This window comes from Caulobacter sp. CCG-8, assembly GCF_037402475.1.
GTDB lineage: Bacteria > Pseudomonadota > Alphaproteobacteria > Caulobacterales > Caulobacteraceae > Caulobacter.
Genome location: NZ_JBBEUD010000010.1, coordinates 1 through 17,267, shown reverse-complemented (window position 1 = coordinate 17,267; position 17,267 = coordinate 1). Strand labels below are relative to the sequence as shown.

The 17,267-nt window shown below is 69.6% G+C and carries 18 protein-coding genes; 6 read left to right on the top strand and 12 right to left on the bottom strand.

Annotation, left to right across the window (positions count from 1 at the left end):
• Nucleotides 1–7: 7 nt before the first annotated feature.
• Nucleotides 8–595, top strand: a complete 588-nt coding sequence (locus WAE60_RS11470; RefSeq protein ID WP_337686521.1) for a methylated-DNA--[protein]-cysteine S-methyltransferase — start codon at nucleotides 8–10, stop codon at nucleotides 593–595.
• A 194-nt stretch (nucleotides 596–789) separates the two neighbouring features.
• Here WAE60_RS11470 and WAE60_RS11465 read toward each other — a convergent pair whose 3' ends face one another.
• The gene (locus tag WAE60_RS11465; RefSeq protein ID WP_337686519.1) at nucleotides 790–1,713 is read right to left on the bottom strand and encodes a LysR family transcriptional regulator; all 924 of its coding nucleotides are present in this window, start codon (nucleotides 1,711–1,713) and stop codon (nucleotides 790–792) included.
• A gap of 68 nt (nucleotides 1,714–1,781) precedes the next feature.
• On the opposite strand from WAE60_RS11465, the gene WAE60_RS11460 reads away from it, so the two are divergent.
• Nucleotides 1,782–2,201 carry a nuclear transport factor 2 family protein gene (locus tag WAE60_RS11460; protein ID WP_337686518.1) on the top strand — a complete coding sequence of 140 codons (420 nt, stop codon included), beginning with the start codon at nucleotides 1,782–1,784 and terminating at the stop codon, nucleotides 2,199–2,201.
• A gap of 163 nt (nucleotides 2,202–2,364) precedes the next feature.
• Here the strand turns inward: WAE60_RS11460 and WAE60_RS11455 are convergent, their stop codons facing one another.
• From WAE60_RS11455 to WAE60_RS11445, 3 genes are all read right to left on the bottom strand, one after another.
• Complete coding sequence (locus tag WAE60_RS11455; protein ID WP_337686517.1) at nucleotides 2,365–2,643, bottom strand: hypothetical protein; 279 nt, start codon at nucleotides 2,641–2,643, stop codon at nucleotides 2,365–2,367.
• Nucleotide 2,644: 1 nt separating this feature from the next.
• Entirely contained in the window at nucleotides 2,645–3,118 is a 474-nt protein-coding gene (locus tag WAE60_RS11450; protein ID WP_337686515.1) for a RebB family R body protein, read from the bottom strand.
• Nucleotides 3,119–3,226: 108 nt separating this feature from the next.
• Nucleotides 3,227–3,679, bottom strand: a complete 453-nt coding sequence (locus WAE60_RS11445; RefSeq protein ID WP_337686514.1) for a DUF3617 family protein — start codon at nucleotides 3,677–3,679, stop codon at nucleotides 3,227–3,229.
• Nucleotides 3,680–3,921: 242 nt separating this feature from the next.
• Here WAE60_RS11445 and rpmB point away from each other — a divergent pair, with 242 nt between their 5' ends.
• Nucleotides 3,922–4,221: a 50S ribosomal protein L28 gene (rpmB, locus tag WAE60_RS11440; protein ID WP_029908231.1), complete on the top strand. Its 300-nt coding sequence runs from the start codon at nucleotides 3,922–3,924 to the stop codon at nucleotides 4,219–4,221.
• A 197-nt stretch (nucleotides 4,222–4,418) separates the two neighbouring features.
• A complete protein-coding gene (locus tag WAE60_RS11435) occupies nucleotides 4,419–4,964 on the top strand; it encodes a hypothetical protein (RefSeq protein ID WP_337686513.1) in 546 nt (181 codons plus the stop codon).
• A 280-nt stretch (nucleotides 4,965–5,244) separates the two neighbouring features.
• Here WAE60_RS11435 and WAE60_RS11430 read toward each other — a convergent pair whose 3' ends face one another.
• From WAE60_RS11430 to WAE60_RS11420, 3 genes are all read right to left on the bottom strand, one after another.
• Nucleotides 5,245–5,535: a hypothetical protein gene (locus WAE60_RS11430; protein ID WP_029908234.1), complete on the bottom strand. Its 291-nt coding sequence runs from the start codon at nucleotides 5,533–5,535 to the stop codon at nucleotides 5,245–5,247.
• Nucleotides 5,536–5,779: 244 nt separating this feature from the next.
• Nucleotides 5,780–6,079, bottom strand: coding sequence for a hypothetical protein (locus WAE60_RS11425; RefSeq protein ID WP_337686512.1), 300 nt, complete (start codon nucleotides 6,077–6,079; stop codon nucleotides 5,780–5,782).
• A 219-nt stretch (nucleotides 6,080–6,298) separates the two neighbouring features.
• Nucleotides 6,299–8,620 carry an arylsulfatase gene (locus WAE60_RS11420; protein WP_337686510.1) on the bottom strand — a complete coding sequence of 774 codons (2,322 nt, stop codon included), beginning with the start codon at nucleotides 8,618–8,620 and terminating at the stop codon, nucleotides 6,299–6,301.
• Between the two features lie 360 nt (nucleotides 8,621–8,980).
• Between WAE60_RS11420 and WAE60_RS11415 the strand changes: the two genes are divergently transcribed.
• A complete protein-coding gene (locus WAE60_RS11415) occupies nucleotides 8,981–10,468 on the top strand; it encodes a DUF1254 domain-containing protein (RefSeq protein ID WP_337686508.1) in 1,488 nt (495 codons plus the stop codon).
• Nucleotides 10,469–10,744: 276 nt separating this feature from the next.
• Here WAE60_RS11415 and WAE60_RS11410 read toward each other — a convergent pair whose 3' ends face one another.
• Complete coding sequence (locus WAE60_RS11410; protein WP_337686506.1) at nucleotides 10,745–11,803, bottom strand: esterase-like activity of phytase family protein; 1,059 nt, start codon at nucleotides 11,801–11,803, stop codon at nucleotides 10,745–10,747.
• Nucleotides 11,800–13,728: a cobaltochelatase subunit CobT gene (gene cobT / locus WAE60_RS11405; RefSeq protein ID WP_337686505.1), complete on the bottom strand. Its 1,929-nt coding sequence runs from the start codon at nucleotides 13,726–13,728 to the stop codon at nucleotides 11,800–11,802. Before cobT ends, WAE60_RS11410 begins: the two co-directional genes overlap by 4 nt.
• A gap of 138 nt (nucleotides 13,729–13,866) precedes the next feature.
• Here cobT and WAE60_RS11400 point away from each other — a divergent pair, with 138 nt between their 5' ends.
• Entirely contained in the window at nucleotides 13,867–14,046 is a 180-nt protein-coding gene (locus tag WAE60_RS11400; RefSeq protein WP_029908246.1) for a DUF1328 domain-containing protein, read from the top strand.
• A 175-nt stretch (nucleotides 14,047–14,221) separates the two neighbouring features.
• Here the strand turns inward: WAE60_RS11400 and WAE60_RS11395 are convergent, their stop codons facing one another.
• The 3 genes from WAE60_RS11395 to WAE60_RS11385 all read right to left on the bottom strand — a co-directional run bounded on the left by WAE60_RS11395 (nucleotide 14,222) and on the right by WAE60_RS11385 (nucleotide 17,034).
• Complete coding sequence (locus tag WAE60_RS11395; RefSeq protein WP_337686504.1) at nucleotides 14,222–15,388, bottom strand: DUF3089 domain-containing protein; 1,167 nt, start codon at nucleotides 15,386–15,388, stop codon at nucleotides 14,222–14,224.
• A 149-nt stretch (nucleotides 15,389–15,537) separates the two neighbouring features.
• Nucleotides 15,538–16,458 carry an intradiol ring-cleavage dioxygenase gene (locus tag WAE60_RS11390; protein ID WP_337686503.1) on the bottom strand — a complete coding sequence of 307 codons (921 nt, stop codon included), beginning with the start codon at nucleotides 16,456–16,458 and terminating at the stop codon, nucleotides 15,538–15,540.
• 261 nt (nucleotides 16,459–16,719) lie between these two features.
• Nucleotides 16,720–17,034, bottom strand: coding sequence for a hypothetical protein (locus tag WAE60_RS11385; protein WP_029908252.1), 315 nt, complete (start codon nucleotides 17,032–17,034; stop codon nucleotides 16,720–16,722).
• Nucleotides 17,035–17,267: the final 233 nt, after the last annotated feature.

The following is a 17,267-nucleotide window of genomic DNA, read 5'->3' as shown; positions in this document are numbered from 1 at the left end:
TGCCCCCATGACCGCCCCCTCCCCGACCCAGGGCTTCGCGCTCTTCGACACGCCGATCGGCCTGTGCGGCCTGGCCTGGGGCGAGCGGGGGCTGGTCGGCGCGCAACTCCCGGACCCGACGCCCGGCGCCTCGTGGGACCGCCTGCGCCGCCGCTATCCCGACGCCGTCGAGGCCGCCCCGCCGCCCGAGGTCCAGCAGGTGATCGAGCGGATCAACGACCTGCTGTCCGGCGGCCGCGACGACCTGACCGACGTCGAACTGGACTACGACGTGGTCGCGCCCTTCAACCGCCGTGTCTACGAGATCGCCCGCGCCGTGCCGCCGGGCGAGACCATCACCTACGGCCAGATCGCCAAGGCCGTCGGCGAGCCGGGCGCGGCCCGGGTCATCGGCAAGGCCATGGGCGAGAACCCCTGGCCGATCATCGTGCCCTGCCACCGCGTGCTGGGCGCCGACGGCAAGCCGGGCGGCTTTTCCTCGCCGGGCGGCCTGCAGACCAAGGCGCGGATGCTGACCATCGAGCGGGCCCGGACCAACGACGTCCCGACCCTGTTCGACCTGGAATTCTCGGTGGCGCCGAAGCGCGGGCGGTAGGGTCGAACCCGCCTGCACCCTAAATTTTGGTGTCATCCCGGAAAGCGCGGAGCGCTTGTCCGGGACCCAGGTGAACCGTAACGCGCCAGCCCCGTCCCCTGGGTCCCGGACAGCCTCTGCGAGGCTTCCGGGATGACAACGGTTTTGGGGCGCGATTTCTATCGGCCGAACCGATGGCGGCCAACCTCTCCGCCCTACAACCCCCGCCCCACCCGCAGCACCAGCTCGCGCAGCCAGATCGACCCCGGGTCCATCCGCGCCTCCACCGGATAGAACAGGTACTGTTGGTCCTCGCCCGGATCGATCGGCGGCTCGACCCGCAGCAGGTCCAGCGGCCCGGCCAGGGCGGCGATCAGTCGGCCGGGCACGAAGGCCACCAGGTCGGAGCGGGCGGTCATCCGCAGGGCCTGGAGATAGCTGGGCACGGCCAGGGCGATGCGGCGCTCTATGCCGTTCTGGCGCAGGAAGGGCTCGATGGCGTCGTCGCGCTCGCCCGCCCCGACCACGGCCACGTGCCGGGCGGCGTTGAACGCCGACAGGTCCGACAGCCTCGCCCCGTCCGGATGTCCGCGCCGCACTGCCAGGGCGTCTCGGTCTGTGTAGAGCGACTGGCGGTGGAAGCCGGGATAGGCCTCGCCGGTCCAGGCGATCACCAGGTCGACCGTGCGGGTGAAGTCGGGGGTCAGCACCGCCGGGCCGCGCCAGGGCACAACGTCCAGCCGCACGCCGGGCGCGGCGGCGGCGACCTGGTCCAGCACGGCGGGCATCAGCAGGTCGACGCACAGGTCGGGCATCATCAGCCGGAAGCCGCGCGCGCTGGTCGCCGGGTCGAAGCCCTGGTCCTGGAACAGCCCCCTCACCTGGTCCAGGGCCTGGGCCAGGGGCGCGCGCAGGGCCTCGGCGCGGGGCGTCAGCGCCATGCGCGGCCCCACCCGCACCAGCAGCGGATCGCCGGTCGCCTCACGCAAGCGGCGCAGGGCGTGGCTGACCGCCGGCTGCGACAGGTTCAGGCGCAGGGCCGCGCGCCCGACGCTCGCTTCGGCCAGCAGCGCGTCCAGCGCCACCAGCAGGTTCAGGTCCAGCTTGGCGAGGTTCATCCGGTGAATATAGACCATCATCAGCATCGATTGGATGAATGATCCACGCGGCCGGATGATGAGGCTCCACCCTTGAACGGAGAGCCGCCATGAGCGCGACCCAAAACAACAAGCGACTGATGCAGGCCATCTTCGACGGCCTGGCGCGCGGCGACGCCAGGCTGTTCCTCGACAGCCTGGACGAGACCACCGTCTGGCGGATGATCGGGACCACGCCCTGGTCGGGCGTCTACACCGGCAAGGCCGCCATCCGCCGCGACCTGCTGACCCCGCTGTTCGCCCAGTTCGCCGACCAGTACGTCAACACGGCCGACGCCATTGTCGCCGAGGGCGACACGGTGGTGGTCGAGTGCCGGGGCAAGGTCACGACCAAGACGGGCAAGCGCTACGACAACACCTATTGCTGGGTGTGCCGGCTGGCGGACGGCAAGATCGCCTCGCTGACCGAATACATGGACACCCAGCTGGTCGCCGAGGCCCTGGAGGCGCCCCAACGGGGCGCCGTCTGAAAGGAAGAGGCGCCGGGCAGGGCGGGCGGGAAGCTGCAGCGTTAACGCCGGTTCACCGTTCGTCGAACACGAGCGAAACGAATCATGACCGAATCAGCGACTTCGCCCGATTCAGTGTTTGTTCCCTACAAGCTATTGTAGCTTAATTCGGATTAACCACAAATCATGTTCCGCCGAGCTCGGCCGTCAGGGTCCGGGCCTGGGCCTGGGCGGCCTCGAACAGGCCCATGGCCTCGGCCAGGGCCGCGCGGGCGACGGCCAGCTCGCGGTCGACCTCGCCCGCCGCGCCGATCAGCGCCCGGACCGTCGCCGCCTCGACCAGCACGGTGGTGCGCTGCACGTGCTGGGCGGCGCTGACCAGCACCAGGGCGGCGGAGTGGACGGCGGCCGCGCGCAGGGCGACCGCCGTCGGGTCCACGGCCTCTCCCGAGGCGGGGGCCATGTCAGCCCTTCGGCTTGGCGGCGGGGCGCCGGGACGTGGCGGGCCTGGCGGCGGTCGCCGGCTTGGCCGACGACGGCTGGGCGGGCGCGGGCGTCAGGCCCTTGATGGCGGCCAGGGCGGCGTCGATCGCCTGGGCCTGGGCCTGGACGTCGCCCCCGCCGAAGGCGCGCAGGGCGGCCAGCAGCGACAGCATGTTGTCCGGCACGTCCGACTGGCCCAGCTTGGCCACGGTGGCGGCCGCGGCCGCGGTGTCGAAGCTGTAGAGCTGCATCACCCCCTGGGTGATGGCGGCCTGAGCCAGGATCGCCTGGTTCTGCTGGGCGGCCGTGGCGTTCTCGTAGAGGATGCCCGTCGAGTGGGCCAGGCTCTGATAGATCGCCCCCATGGCCATGGCCGGGGCGTCGCCCAGCACCTTGACGTTGGCCTGGGTGACGGCGTCGGTGATCTGGGAATTGACGGGAGTGTCGAGGGCCATGGCGTCTTCTCCGGACTGCCGGAGATCATCCTCCGGTCGTGCGGCGGCATTCTTCACGCGCGGCCCTCAGCTTGGCAATCGGCGTTATGCGAAACGCGCGCGCCCTCCCTACTCCGGCGTGCAGGTCGCGCTGACGCGCTTGGCCTCCATCACCCCGGCCAGCGGGATGCCGTTGATGGTCTTCATGTGGACGTTCAGGCGGAAGCTCTCGGGGGTGTAGGTCCCCTTGGCGTCCACGGGCGCCACGCGGCCCTTCTTGTCGGTCCAGGTGCCCTTCAGCTGCACCTTGCCGTCCTGCACCACCCGGGTGTCGTAGTCGCAGGTGTACTTGCGGGTGCAGATGCCCTTGGCGAACTGCTCGACGTCGGCCTGCTTGAGGCAGCGGTCCTCGCTGCCGGCCGGGATCGGGCCGACGCGGTAGCTGTATTCCCACTGGCCGGGCAGAATCGTCGTCCGCGCGCCGGCGGCGCCGGCGGCGCCGGCGATTTGGGGGGCCGCGACGGCCGCCACGGCGCCCAGAATCAGCGTTCCGGCGATCAGGGCGGGGGCGAACAGGCGCATGCGGTCGATCTCCTTCAGGGACGGCTCTATATATAGAGCGGCAGATGAACCGCGTTTGAAGGCGATGTTGGGGCCGCGCCCGCGCCCGTCACGCGCCCAAGACGTCCATCGACCGTCAGGCGCGGCTTGACTCGGCAAGGCCCCTTCGCCTATATCGCCCGCTCTCGCGCGGCGGTCCGCCCATCGCGCGCCGAAATTCATGTTGCGGAGCCTTCGGCTTCGCCTAAGCCCAAGGTATCCACATGTCGCGCCGTTGCGAACTCACTGGGGTCGGTCCGATGGTCGGCCACAATGTGAGCCACTCGAACATCAAGACCAAGCGCCGCTTCCTGCCGGCGCTGGCTCCCGCCTCGCTGCAGTCGGAATCGCTGGGTCAGACCTTCAAGCTGCGCATCAGCAACGCCGCGCTGCGCACCCTGGACTTCAAGGGCGGCCTGGACGTGTTCCTGCTGGGCGCCAAGGACGAGCAGCTGTCGCCGCGCGCCCTGAAGATCAAGGCCCAGGTGAAGGCGAAGGCCAAGGCCGCCGCGGTCGCCGCCTAAGACTTTCTCGGTTTACGCCGAACGAAAGGCCCGCGAGGTTCGCCTCGCGGGCCTTTTCGCGTCTGGATCCTCGGTGTCCACACCGGGCAAAACCCTGGGAGCCTGGCCGGGTTAGCCCCGATTGCGACGCCCCCGCCCCTTGCGGATGCTGCCCCGCGGCCACGCTCGGTCCGAGCCCGCCGACCAGGAGCCCATCCATGACCTTCAGAATCCTCGCCGTCTCGCTGCTGCTGGGCGCGAGCCTCGCCCAGGCCCCGGTCCCGGCCCACGCCGCCCAGGCCCAGGCGGCGCCCGCCGCCGAGGCCATGCCCGCGCCGGACAAGCCGCTGACCGCCGCCGATCTGGAAGGCATGCGCGAGGAGCTGCGCTCGTCCCGCAAGCAGATCATCGCGGCGACCCTGACCCTCAGCGACGCCGAGGCCACGCGCTTCTGGCCGGTCTACGACCGCTACGCCGCCGAGCGGACCAAGATCAAGGACGACCAGTACGCCCTGGTCGCCGACTACGTGAACAAGTACGGCCAGTACGACGACAAGGGCGCGATGGACTTCATCGGCCGCTGGCTGGACCAGGACACCCGCCTGGCCGCCCTGCGGTCCAAGTACGTGCCGATCGTCGGCAAGACCCTGCCGGGGGTGAAGGCGGCCACCTTCTTCCAGATCGACCGCCGGCTCAGCATGGCCATCGACCTGAAGCTGGCCTCGATGCTGCCGATCCTGCAGACCCAGACGTCGGCGAAGTAGCGGCCGGGGGCCTTCAGCGTCGAAGCTCCAAATCCGTTGCCATCGCGGAAACGCGAAGCGTGGTCCGGGACCCTGGTGAACCGCAAAGCCTTCGCCCAGTCCCCTGGGTCCCGGACAGCCTCTGCGAGGCTTCCGGGATGACACCCTATGCTCAACGGGCTCAAGAGCTGGATTCCACGCACGAAAAAGCCCTCCCCCGTCGCCGGGAGAGGGCTTCTTCAACGCTTACTGGTGAGACGGCCGGTACGCCGCCGCCTCGGTACTAAGGGGTTGTCCGGCCTTAGCGGGCGCGGATGGCCGGGTTGGCGTCGTTGTACGAGGCCAGTTCCGGGTTGTTCAGCTTGCTGACGGCGTCGTTGACCGAGGCGCGCACGCACGAGGGGTACAGGTAGGTGGCCAGGCTCTCGCCGCGGACGTTCTGCCAGCAGACGGTCGAGGCGGCCTTGACGATTTCGGCGCGCAGCTCGGCCGGGGCCTTGCCGGCGGTCTTGATGCGGACTTCGGCGGCGCCGGCGGGAGCGGCGGCGAACAGGGCGACGGCCGAGGCGGCCAGGACGATGGTGCGGATCATGGGACGGATTCCGGGACAGCGTTGATTTCAACCCGTCCGAAACACGTTTCCCCTGGCGGCTGGTCCAGGATCTCGCCCGCTCTGCCGCCTTTGCTCAAGCTGTAACTTGTCGCGCGTCACTTATCAACGGTTATGTTGCAGTGCGGACGCAAAACCGGTTGACACGAATTGTCGCGGGAAAGCGAGGCCGCAACCCGGTCCCGCGCCGCCGAAGCCGCGCGGGACCGGGCCGGAACGCGGGGTCCTAGTAGCTGGCCTTGATCAGGCCGTTGGCGCGGAACGCCTGGCGGTCATAGGCCTTCAGGGTGGGGCTGCCCACCTTCAGGACGGCGTCGCGGGTGACTTCGCGCACGCAGTAGGCGTAGAGGTCGTCGGCATGGCTGCCCACGTCCTCGCGGCAGATCGACGAGGCGGCGGCGACGATGTCGGCGTGGATGGCGGCGTCGGTGCGGCCGCGGACCTTGACGTGTTGTTCGGCGGCGAAGGCCGACGAGGCGGTGGACAGGGCCAGGGCCGAAGCGGCCAGGACAAACAGAGTCTTCATGATCGATACTTCCGAAAGGGGGTTGGGGTTCAACCACCTCCCGGTGCGTTCCTCTGACGGCCGTTGGGATCTCGCCCGCTCAAACCATCGAAGGTAGCGGTAACATGACAACGCTGTCGTTTGAAGTAAAATATTGAGTTTCAAAGGAAACTATCTCGGAAGCTCGAAAAGCAGGCGCCGCGACCGGGTCGATCCGGCCGCGGCGCCTGGTCGTGCGGCCTAGTCCACCGCCATGGCGGCGGCGGCCAGCTTCTCCAGATTCAGGTACTGCTCCTTCTCGACAGTGACGCCGACGCCGAAGATCGTCCCGCCCTTGAAGGTTCCGGGCGTAACATAGTCCTCGCTGACCGCGTCGCCGCTGTCGCGCCCGATGCACAGGCCGTCGCCCGACAGGGTGAACTTGCCCAGCTGGGTCTTCATCGGCCCCTGGGTCGCGACCTCCTCGCCCACATAGAGCGTGGTCTTGCCGGTCGACTCGCCGTTCGGCCCCTCGCCTTCGCGGATGAACTCCACACCCAGCGTCTGCTTGCCGGGCTTGAGCTTGCCCGACACGAACTTCTGCTCGGGCTTGATGCCCAGGAAGTTGTAGACGTAGTGCAGCTTGCCGTCCTTGATGAACAGGCTGTGGCCGCCGAAGCGCGAGCCGTGGGCGAAGATCACGCCTTCGGCCTTATCGGTGATCTCGACGTCGGCGATGATCTTGTAGGATCGACCGCGCACGTTGACCGCCACGCCTTCCGGCACCGGCGAGGTGTCGGGATAATAGACATAGCGTTCACGCGGCGGTTCGGCCCCGGGACGCTCGACGCCGAGGATCTCGGCGGCGCTGCGGTCGTCCAGCGGCAGCACGTTGTTGGCCTCGGCCTCCTCGAACCAGGCCTTGACCAGCGCCTGGAGTTTTTCCGGATGCTTGTCGGCCAGGTCGATCGATTCCGAGCGGTCGACGTCGACGTGGTACAGCTCCCAGTCGTCGTGGTCGAAGTGACCCTTGCCGGTCAGCGGGGCGTGGATGGCCGCGGCCTTCCAGCCGTCCTCCCAGATGCCGCGCGTGCCCAGCATGGCGTAGTACTGGCGCTTCTTCTTCGTCGGCCCGTCGGCCTCGAAGCTGTACTTCATCGACACGCCGGACAGCGCGTGCTGCTTCACCCCGCGATAGGTGTCGGGCATCTCGATGCCGATGCACTCCAGGATCGTCGGCACCAGGTCGACGGCGTGATGGTACTGGTTGCGCACCTCGCCCTTGGCCTTGATGCCCTTGGGCCAGGAGATGACCATCGGGCAGGCGGTGCCGCCGGCGTATTCCGAATAGCGCTTGAACATCTTGTAGGGCGCCGAGAACGCCGCCGCCCAGCCCGTGGGATAGTGGTTGTAGGTCTCTGGCCCGCCCAGCACGTCGAGATACTTCATGTTCTCGCTCAGCTCGTCGGGATAGTTGTTGAAGAACTTGTTCTCGTTGACCGAGCCGTTCGGACCGCCCTCGCCCGACGCGCCGTTGTCCGAGCAGTAGAGGATGATGGTGTTTTCGAGCTGGTGGCTCTTTTCGAGATAGTCGATCAGCCGGCCCACCTGCTCGTCGGTGTATTCCGAGAAGCCGGCATAGACCTCGGCCATGCGCGAGAAGAGCTTGCGTTCCTGCTCGTTCAGCTCCTCCCAGGGGCGCACATAGTCGCCGGGATTGGCCTGGTCCTCCCGCATAGGGTTGAAGTCCTCGAGCTTGGTGTCGGCCGGCAGCAGGCCCTTCTCGATCATCCGCGGCACCACCCACTTGCGATAGGCGTCGTAGCCCTCGTCGAACTTGCCCTTGTAGCGGTCGGCATATTCCTTGGGCGCGTGGTGCGGGGCGTGGTTGGCGCCGGGGCACAGCCACATGAACCAGGGCTTGGACGGATTGCTGGCCTTCTGGTCGCGGATCATCTGCATGGCCTGGTCGACCAGGTCCTTGGACAGGTGATAGCCGTCCTCCGGACCGTAAGGCTGGTCGATGAACTTGTTGTCCTCGGTCAGGTCCGGGTACCAGTTGTTGGTCTCGCCGCCGAGGAAGCCGTAGTAGCGGTCGAAGCCCTTCTGCAGCGGCCATTCGGACTTGGGACCACCCGCGCAGATGTCCTGTTCGGGCACGTTGTGGTCCTTGCCTAGCCAGAAGGTGCTGTAGCCGCTGTCCTGCAGCATCTGACCGACCGTCATGCAGTCCTCGGGCACGCGGCCGCTCCAGCCCGGGAAGCCGTTGGCGCCCTCGGTGATGCACGACATGCCGTTGAGGTGGTGGTTGCGGCCCGTCAGGAAGCAGGAGCGGGTGGGCGAGCACAGGGCCGTGGTATGCCACTGGGTGTAGGTCAGGCCGTTGTCGGCCAGCTTCTGCAGGGTCGGCATGTTGATCGCGCCGCCATACGGCTGCCAGGCCGCCTGGCCGGTGTCGTCATAAAGGACGATCAGCACGTTGGGCGCGCCGTCGGGCGCCTTGGGCGGCAGGAACGGCTCCCAGTCCGCCTTGGAGTCGCGGATGTCGAGCTTGATGACGCCGTTGAACGGTTTCTTGGCCACGAGAGCCTCCGGGGGTTCGAGTTCTCACGCGCCGGCGGTCCGCCCGCCCCCCCCCGGCGGCGGCCCTCGTCGGCGGAGCATCCTGGCGATGCGGACGCGGACTGGGCCATGGGCGGAATCCCTCGGCGAGGCTTCCGATGATCCCCGTTCGAAGGGCGGGCAAACCGATATTTCCGTAGGGCGGGTCCGCCGGGCCGCCGCTAGGGGGACGGCCGCCGGCCAAGACGACCGCGTCACGGCGCGAAGACGTCCGGCGCGCGGCGGCCCCGCTAGGGCAAACCCGCCCTTGGACACCGGGCATCGCTGGATTTTGGACCCTGCGCCCGCGCCCTAGGCTGCCCGCCGCCAAGGAGAGCCGCCATGCCCGACACCGCCGTCCCCTACGTCGCGCGACAGTTCAACGCCGCCCATCCCCACCTCGCCAATTCCGGGGGCGTGGCCGCCCAGCTGGCCAACCAGGCCTATGTCGAGGCCCTGGCAAAAGTCGTCTTCTACTGGGGCTATCCGGCCGTCGACACCTTCAGCCGGACCGACGCCTGGGAGGTGATGAAGGACGGTCCCGGCGCCACCATGGGCCTGTTCCCCGGGTCGCCCAAGAACGTGATGGGCTATCTGGACGACTACATGTCGCCGGCCCAGCGCAAGGTCGTCACCCCCAACAGCGACACCATCTACGGCGTTTCCGTCGTCGATCTGGCGGACGAAGGCGTGGTGATCCAAACGCCGACCGAGGCTCCCCCCGGGCACTACTGGACGATCCAGATCGCCGACCTCTTCACCACGGTGATCCGCCAGCTCGGTTCGGCCTCGGGCACGCCGGGCGGCAAGTTCCTGCTGGTGGGCCCGGACTGGCGGGGCGAGACGCCCGAAGGCTTCGTCGAGGTGCTGCGCTCGCCCACCAATATCGTCCTGGCGATGGGGCGCAGCTTCATGGCCCGTTCTGCGGAGTCCAAGGCCCAGGCGCGGGCGGTGCTCAACCAGATCGGCGTCTACCCGCTCAGCCAGGACGCGCCGGGCTTGCGCGTCTTCGACTGCGAGGCCTGCGCGCGGAACAAGGTCTATCCCCCGCCGATCACGCCCGAGATCATCGCCTCCGATCCCGACATCCTGCGCATCCGCCCCGTCCACGCCGAACGGTTCTGGGACGACCTGGAAAAGGCCCTGGACGCCAATCCCAAGGTCGCGCCCGACGACGCCCCCATGGTCGACCAGGCCCGCACCCTGCTGGCCCTGCGCGCCGCGGACCCCGCCTGGAAGGCGCTGATCGACCGCGTCGCCCTGGTCGCCGAGAGCGAGCTGTTCGAGTCGGCCAAGTACCACCAGGTCGGCGTCGGGGCCGGCGGCGGCTGGCAGCGGCAGGAGAACGGCGGCGCCTGGGGGACCGACTGGTTCGGCCGCGCCCAGGCGGCCGTGATCTACATCTATGTCAACGATTTCCACGAGGCGGTCTATTTCGTGCGCGGCACCGACGCGAAGGGCGCCCTGCTCCAGGGCCGCTACACCTACGCCGTCACCTTCCCCAAGGGCGGCCTGCCGCCGGTGGACCGCGCGCGCGGCGGCTTCTGGTCGCTGTCGATGTACGACCAGGACTACTACTTCCTGACGCCCAGCCCCAACGGGCGCAACAACCTGGGCACGGTCAATCTCGACGCCGACGAGCTGGTCTTCAACGCCGACGGCTCGCTGACCCTGACCCTGTCGAACCGCGAGCCGGCCGACCCGGCGGCCCGCGCCAACTGGCTGCCCGCGCCGGCCGGACAGTTCGCCCTGCTGGTCCGCACCTACGTGCCGACCGAGGCGATCCTGAGCGGGGCGTATGTCCTGCCCGAGGTGACGCGGGCGGGGTAGCGGCCCTCTGAAACCCTCTCTCTTTGAGAGAGGGAGGGGCCCGCCGCGAAGCGGTGGGAGGGTGAGAGGTTTCACCGTCGGCCGGCAAACCTCCAGACGTTCAACCTCGCTTTCGGGCCCTTCCGATGAAGCGGATCGCACCGCCGCCGTGGATCGGGCGACTACCCGAAGGCCTGCTGAACGACCGCGTTTCATTCGGTGAGAGTGTAACCTCTCACCCTCCCATGGCTTTGCCATGGGCCCCTCCCTCTCTCTAAGAGAGAGGGTCCTGGTCCCCTAGCGCCGCCGCTTCACCGGCTTGGGCGGGGCCGGCGGCGGCGGGGGCGGCGCGGTCCAGTCGAAGGCCATCAGCAGGGTGCGTTCCTGCGGGGCGTCGTTGTCGTCCGACAGGATGTAGATCCGCGTCGCGCCGGACGGGCCGGTGCTGAGCGCGATCCCCTCGAAATTGTCGCGGGTGGTCGCCCCGTCCAGGGTAAGGGTCGCGGCCAGGAACTGCTTGGCGGCCGGGGCGCGGGGATCGACGACGAACCGCACCTGGCCGCGCCAGCCGCGAATCGGGTCGTAGGCGCGGTAGAGGGCAGCGATCGCCTGGCCCTGGAAGGCCGCGAACGAGGTCAGGCCCCAGGTGAAGTCCGGCGGCGACTGCGGGGCCAGGCCCACGCACGGGGCCGACAGCTTGCACAGCCACACCTCGCCCTCCTCGCCGCCCACCAGATAGGCGTCGGGCCCGGCGATCGGATAGGCGGTCAGGGCCTCCATGCCCTCGTTGTCGGGGAAGGTGGTGGCCGGCTTGTTGACCGCGCGCGGCGTCCCGTAGGAGCCGTCGGCCAAGCGCGGATAGAGCCAGATCCGGTGCTCGCGCTCGAAGCTGACCAGCCGGTCGCCGTTGGCCAGGATGGCCAGGCCCTCGGCGTCGGACTGGGCCTTGCCCTGCAGCGGCTGGCCGTCCAGGCCCTTCAGCGGTTGCAGCTTGCCGTCGGTCAGGCCGACCAGGCGGCCGGCCTCGTCCAGCTTCAGCTTCGCCTCGAACAGGTCGCCGTCGTCGCTGACCGCCACCAGCCCGCCGTCGGGGCCGAACTTCAGGTCCGACAGGCCGTGCAGGCGCTGGGTGTCGGGGCTGCTGATGGCGATGCCGCCGGCGTAGACGAAGCGGCCGATCGAAACCGGCGGCGGATTGGCCGAGCTCAGGGGCACGGGCGTGGTCGTCAGGTTGATCTCGGGCCCGACCTTGACCGGAGCGACCGGCAGGACGGCCGGTTGCGGCGGGGCCTTGGCGCACTGGCCCAGGGCCAGCGAGACCAGACCCAGGACGAGGAAGCCGCGCAGTCCGATCACGCGGGGACCTTGCGTGCGGCCTTAGGCTGCGAAGGCTGCACGGTCGGCGGCGCGGCCAGCAGGCCCCGGGCCCGCTTGACGGCCTTGGGCTCCTCGTCGAACAGCCCGGCCAGCTGGTCGACCAGGGCGCCGCCCAGCTGCTCGACGTCGACGATGGTGACGGCGCGGCGGTAGTAGCGCGTGACGTCGTGGCCGATGCCGACGGCGATCAGCTCGACCGGGCTCTTGGTCTCGATCTCGGCGATCACCTGCCGCAAGTGGCGCTCCAGATAGTGGCCCGAATTGACGCTGAGGGTGGAGTCGTCCACCGGCGCGCCGTCGGAGATCACCATCAGAATGCGGCGGGCTTCGGGCCGGCCGACCAGGCGCTGGTGGGCCCACATCAGGGCCTCGCCGTCGATGTTCTCCTTCAGCAGTCCCTCGCGCATCATCAGGCCCAGGTTCTTGCGGGCCCGGCGCCAGGGCGCGTCGGCGGACTTGTAGATGATGTGGCGCAGGTCGTTCAGGCGGCCGGGCGCGGGCGGCTTGCCGGCCTTGATCCACTCGTCGCGGGCGCTCCCGCCCTTCCAGGCGCGGGTGGTGAAGCCCAGCACCTCGACCTTGACCGCGCAGCGCTCCAGCGTGCGGGCCAGGATGTCGGCGCAGACCGCCGCCACCATGATCGGCCGGCCGCGCATCGAGCCGGAATTGTCGATCAGCAGGGTCACCACCGTGTCGCGGAACTCGATGTCCTCCTCCTGCTTGAAGGAGAGCGGCGCGGTGGGGTCGACGATCACCCGGGTCAGGCGGGCGACGTCCAGCATTCCCTCCTCCAGGTCGAAGGTCCAGGCGCGGTTCTGCTGGGCCAGCAGGCGGCGCTGCAGCTTGTTGGCCAGGCGCGAGACCACGCTGGAGAAGGCCGCCAGCTGCTGGTCCAGATAGGCGCGCAGGCGGGTCAGCTCGTCGGCGTCGCACAGTTCCTCGGCCGGCACCACCTCGTCATAGGCCGTGGTGAACACCTTGTAGGGCGGCTCGCCGGCCCCGCCCTGGCCGGGATCGGGACGGGCGGGCTTGGCGCCGTCGCCCATCTCGGGCGCTTCCTCGGTGTCCTCGGGGTCTCCGTCCTGCTCGGACTGGACCATCTCCTCGTCGCCGGCCTCGGACTCGCGGTCCGAGGTCTCGGCCTGCTCGGGCTGGGCGCCGTCGGACTGCTCGCCCTCGCCTTCGCCGCTGTCGTCCTCCGAGGCCTCGGTGTTCTGGTCCTCGTCGCCCTCGTCCTCGTCGGACTGCTCGGTGGCGTCGGACATGTCCTCGCCCAGGTCCAGGTCGCGCAGAATCTCGCGGGTGACCTTGGCGAAGGCCTGCTGGTCGTCGATGGCGGCGGCCAGGCGGTCCAGGTCCTTGCCGGCCTTGGACTCGATGTCGGCGCGCAGGATGTCGACCAGCGCCTTGGCCCCGTCGGGCGGGGCGTCGCCGGTCAGGCGCTCGCGCACCATCAGCGACAGGATCTCGGCCATGGGGGCGGACTGGCGGTCGGTGGCGACGGCGCGGGTCAGGCCCTGCTTTTCGAGGCGGGCCTCCAGCGCGGCGGCCAGGTTGGCGCGCACGCCGCCCAGGTTGTTGGAGCCGATCGCCTCGATCCGGGCCTGCTCGATGGCTTCGAAGGCCGCCTGGCCGTCGGGCGAGCCGGGCCGGGCGCGGGCGTGCGAGACCGGGTCGTGGTGGGCCAGCCGCAAGGCCATCTGGTCGGCCAGGCCGCGGATGCGGGCGGCTTCCTTGGAATTGAGGTCGCGCGGCGGATGCGGCAGCACCGCCCGGTTGCCGACCAGGCTGGGTCCCTCGCCCGAGAACACCACCTCCAGGTCGGGCGTCTCGGCGAGCGACCGCGCCGCGTGGGCCAGGGCGCGCTTGAAGGGTTCCGTCGGGCTTTCGGGCTTGGAGGCCATGGAAATGGGTTACCGACCCGCGGCGGCGAAGACAAGGCGGAGCAAGGGGAACTGCAACAAAGGAACATTGAAAGTGCAGGCCGCGTTTGCCTTGGCGAAGCTCGCGACGGGCGGGCCGAGTTGCTTGAGGAAACGACCATGTTGAAGTGGGCCATCATCCTGGCGGTCATCGCCCTGATCGCCGGCGCCCTGGGCTTCACCGGCATCGCCGGCGCGGCCGCGGGCATCGCCAAGATCCTGTTCTTCCTGTTCCTGATCGGCTTCATCATCTTCGCCGTGCTGGGCGTGACGGTGTTCAAGAGCGTGACCAGGGAGTGAGGCCCAAGGGGCAAGCGATCGCGCACCGATCACTTGCCCCCTACGGACCGCTTCGCGGTCGTCTTCCCCCGGGAGGGGGAAGAGCCTTCGCGTTCGACGCCTCGCGGCTCCGCCCCCTACGGGGGCGGACAGACCGCGTAGCGGTCAGGTGGGGGCAAGTGGGTGAGCCGCCGACCTATTTGGCGGCGGTGTAAGCCTTCGACTGCTCCCCGACGACCGACACCAGGTCTCCCATCGTCAGGTTCACGTCCACCAGGTGCAGCCCCCAGTCCTTCAGAGGCTGGCCCAGCACCAGCAGGTCGCCGGGGATGTTGTCGGCGCGGGGATCGGCCTTGTCGGGGTGCACGGTCACGGCCAGGTAGTCGAAGCCGTCCTTGCTGACGCACTCGGCCGAGACCAGGCCCGGCAGCTCGACGAAGGGCGTCGAGACGGTCACGTCCTTGGCCCAGACCGTGGCCGGGCGCATGGCCGTGCCCATGATCGTGCGGTCGCTGAAATAGCTGCGCACCGTCGCCGAGCCGCCGGCCAGGGCCGCCGGGTTGACGCAGGCGGCCTTCATGCCGGGCTCGGCGACCTTGCCGAAGAACTTGCTGGTCGGCGGCGGCGGCGCGTCGGCGCGGAACGAGACGTAGCTGATCACGCAGCCGGTCTGGCCGGCCTTGCGGCACAGCGGCAGCGAGCCGTAGGCGTCCTTGGCCGGGTCGACGGGCGTGTTCATGCCCAGGATCAGGGCCGAGACCAGCTGCTTCTGCACCGGCTTGCCGTCGATCTCCTCCTTGATCAGCCGCAGCAGGATGCGCGAGCCCTGGGAGTGGCCGATCAGCACCACGCCGCGGCCGTGATTGTCGCGGGCCAGGTAGTCCTTCCAGGCGTCGCGCACGTCGGCATAGGCCAGCTCGCCGTCGCCGTTCGAGGCGCCGCCCATCATCATCTTGCGCAGGGCCGCGATGGTCACCTGGCGATAGCTGGGGGCGTACAGCTTGCAGACCGACCCGAAGCGGGCGAACTGCTGGTCGGCCACGGCCCTTTCCGGCAGGTCCGGCGTCATGTCGCTGTTGCCGCCCGGGTCGCTGGACACGGTCGGATAGACGTAGAAGCAGTCGATCGGGGCGTTCGGGTCGGCCTTGAAGGTTTCGACGCTGGTCTTGCCGTCGGCCTGGACCACCGTGGCCGTCTGGTCGGCGGCGCAGGCGTCCTGGCGGCCGGGACGGCACAGCCAGTTTTCCTCTTTGGCGTAATTGTTCGGTACCGGCGGCGGCGTGGCCGAGTTGCGGGCGCAGGCCGCCGTGCTCAGGCCCAAGGTCGCGATCAGGCCCAGCGCGGCCCACTGCTTGCGTGACATCCCTACCCCTCCAACGTTTGTTTGGCGCGGAGGATGGCTTGGGTAGCGGGATAAGGGAAGGCGCCTTTCCCGCCCAAATATCGTTGTCATCCCGGAAAGCGCGCAGCGCTTGTCCGGGATGACAACTGTTTTGGATGTCAGAGAGGAGGCTAGCTCCCCGGCACGATCGCCTTCAGCCGCGCCTCGCCGGTCGGGGCCTCGCGGCGCGGCGGACCGAAGCCGCCTTCGGGAGGACCGCCTTCGGGCGGCGGGCCGGGCGGAGGGCCGTCCGGGAAACCGCCGGGCGGCGGACCGCCCATCGGCCCGCCCCGGGGTCCATTGGGCCCGAAGCCCTGGTCCTTCCAGTCGGCGGCCGGGTCGACGCCCAGGGTCAGGGCCAGCTCGTAGCCGTCCTTCAGCTCCCGGACCGCCGCGACCATGGCCTCGCCGCCCTGCAGGGCGATGCCGTCCTGGCGGTTGAAGGTGTCGCGCCTGCGGGGCCGGCGATAGGCCGGGACGTTCTCGTACAGCCATTCCGACAGCGCGTCGGGCACGAACAGCTGGCTGGTCAGCACCGTGCGGGCGTCCAGGAACACCTTCAGGTGCATGTGCGGCGTGCGGCCCTCGTACCAGCCGGGCCAGATGCTGCGGAAGGTCGCGCGGCCCTCGGCGTCGGTGACCTGGGCGCCGCGCAGGAACCTCGTGCCCTTGGCGCTGGTCCGGTGGTCGTCGCCCCCCTCCTCGTTATTAGGGCCCTCGTAGCCGGAATAGATCCCCGCCGCGTCGCAGTGCCAGAGGTCGACCCGCGCGCCCTTGATCGGCCGGCAGCCGCCGTCGACCACGGTGACCGCCACCCGGACGGGAACGCCGGGCCGGCCCTCGGTGACGTCCGAGCGGTCGAGCTTCGGGTCGAACCAGTAGGGTCCCTGGGTGACCTGCGGCGTCAGGCGGCAGACCTTGCCGGAGACGGGCGCCGGGGCCGGCTCGCTGCAGGCGGATGTCGCGCTCAGCACCAGGGGCGCGGCGCCGGCCAGGGTCAGCAGGCGGCGGCGGGCGGGGTTGGTGAGGGCGGGGTCGGCGGTCTTGCTCATGACGACGGGTCCTGACGGACGCACGCTACGGGCGTGTTTCCGAAAGATATCAGAGGCCGATACGCTTGGGGCGACCTCGGCTAGGCGCCGACGCTCCCCCCTCGTCATCCCGGGCCTTGTGCCCGGGACCCCTGGTTCAGCTCGCACGTGAAGCGCCCATGGCGCGCCAGCGCGCCACCCTCCCGCACCTGCGGCGGATAGAGGGGTCCCGGGCACAAGGCCCGGGATGACGGCCGCATTTGAAAGACCGGGTTCAGCCCGTCACGCTGGCAGCCAGCGCCTCGGGAACTTGTCGCCCAGGGCGCGGGCCTCGCCGGGCTTCAACCCCAGTTCGCGCATCCGGTAGGCGACGACCTCGCGCAGGGCCTCGACCGGTTCGCGGCCGCCCGACGGGCTGGAGGCCACGGGGCCGGCCTGCATGGCCAGGTCGACGGCGGCCCACTCGGCCTGGGCGCGGTCGGGCTTGCCGACCGCGAAGTAGTGGCGGACGGGCAGGCGCTCGCCGGCCACTTCGACCATCACGCCGACGACCCAGCCTTGAACGATCAGATCGGCGTCGGGGCGCTGGCGGAACATGCGACCGGTTTAGCGATTTCGCGCGGCGGCTCAAGCTTCGCCGCAATTGGTCCAAGCGGCGCCGCAAATCGGCCGGGCCGAGCGCCACAACCTTCGGACGCAAGGCGGGCGGAGGCGACCGATGGCCGCGCGGAGACCCTGGCGGACGCGGCTGGCGGCGGGCGGAGCGGGCCTGGCGATCAATGTCGGCCTGCTGGCCCTGCTGACCCTGGAGCGCCGGACGCCGCCGATGG